Source organism: Pseudomonas sp. ok272 (genome assembly GCF_900109995.1).
Taxonomy (GTDB): domain Bacteria; phylum Pseudomonadota; class Gammaproteobacteria; order Pseudomonadales; family Pseudomonadaceae; genus Aquipseudomonas.
The window spans coordinates 1-1,457 of sequence record NZ_FOCB01000047.1 but is presented as its reverse complement, the minus strand read 5'-3'; the positions used below and the strand labels follow the sequence as shown (position 1 = coordinate 1,457).

Annotated in this window: 1 protein-coding gene; it reads left to right on the top strand. The window is 56.8% G+C overall.

The genetic code is table 11. The features are described 5' to 3' along the window. Positions 1 to 1,296: Ig-like domain-containing protein (locus BMW74_RS24435; protein WP_175479295.1), on the top strand; the 1,296-nt coding region annotated here is incomplete at its 5' end. Positions 1,297 to 1,457: the final 161 nt, after the last annotated feature.

The following is a 1,457-nucleotide window of genomic DNA, read 5'->3' as shown; positions in this document are numbered from 1 at the left end:
AAAAACCTCAAGGACGGCAGCAGCCTGAGCATGGAGTTAAAGGCGGCGCTGGGTAAGAGCACGGTTGAAAGCGAAGCCGTGGTGTTCCCGGTGCGTACGTACACCATTAAAGCGCTGGTGGAGGAAAAGCCGGAGATTACCTCGGTCAAGGACGCCTACGGCAACGAAGTCGCCAACGACACCATCATCGTCAACGACGCCGTCGACCTCACCGGCACGGCGACTGCGGGTCTGGAGGTCGAGATCTTTGACGGAACCACGTCTATAGGCACAAGCACCGTCAACGCCAGTGGTGTCTGGACCTACCGGGTTCAGGGTATGAACGTAGGGCCGCATAGACTGACCGCCAAAGCCCTGTATGGCAGCAATCCGGTGTCGGCGCCCCGGACCTTTTCGGTGGCCATTGCGTTGGTTCCTGCCATTACCTCAGTAACAGACTCCAAGGGCAACGACATCCCCAACAATGGCACCACCCGCGACACCACAGTCAATCTGACCGGTACTGCGACCGCGAGTCTGGAGGTCGAGATCTTTGACGGGGCCACGTCAACAGGTAAACGCCCAGTCAACGCCAATGGAGTTTGGACCCATAGCGTCCAGAGCATGGGAGGTGGGTCTCATAGCCTGACTGCCAAAGCCCTGTATGGCTCGCAGCAGTCATCTGCGCCCTACGCAGTGACCGTGATCACTACCCCCGAGCTGATCATCGACCAGGAACCAATGGTGCTGGACGGTATAAAATTGATCCAAAACGATGGATGGCTCACAAAGGAGGTTGCCGGAAACGTCAAGAGTCGCACGCCCACCGGTGGTCAAGGCCCATTCACGTATGAGTCATCTCGCCCTGACATAGCCAGTGTCGACGGGAACGGCAAGGTATCTGGCCTCAAGCAAGGGCAGGCGCAGATCACCGTGAAAGACGCACTCCAAAACAGTGCTACCTACTCAGTGACGGTTTCAAACGTGTACAGGATGCTCAGAAACTGGGTTTACAGAGAGTTCACCGGTCACGTTTCGTGGATCGAAGCATCAGGTGGAATTACCGCCACCGCAGCGAGGGATTGCGCGTTAGCCATAAACACAAATTTCGCGAATCTTCTAACAACGGGCCCGTTCCATCCGAGTTTACGCCCAGAGGTGGCGAGGCACGCGGTATTCGATCCAACGAGGGACAGCACCGGCGGATTCCCCAGATACCAGGGCGCGTACTGGGACTCGTCTACAGGAATCGTATCAACGCAAATGTCCCCGGTAACATTCTGGGGAGGGGCGTTCGCTTTTGTACCTCTGGTATAGGGCTCTAGCGAGAAAAAGGGGACGGATCTATTTATCCGTCCCCTTTTTGCTTGCCTACTGTCGCGCCTAAAACTGCCGTTGTTTTCCATAGGCCAGCGGATTAGCCGTCACGCTCTGGCCTGAGCGCCAACGCTGAGTCCCTGGGCACGATCACACCAGCA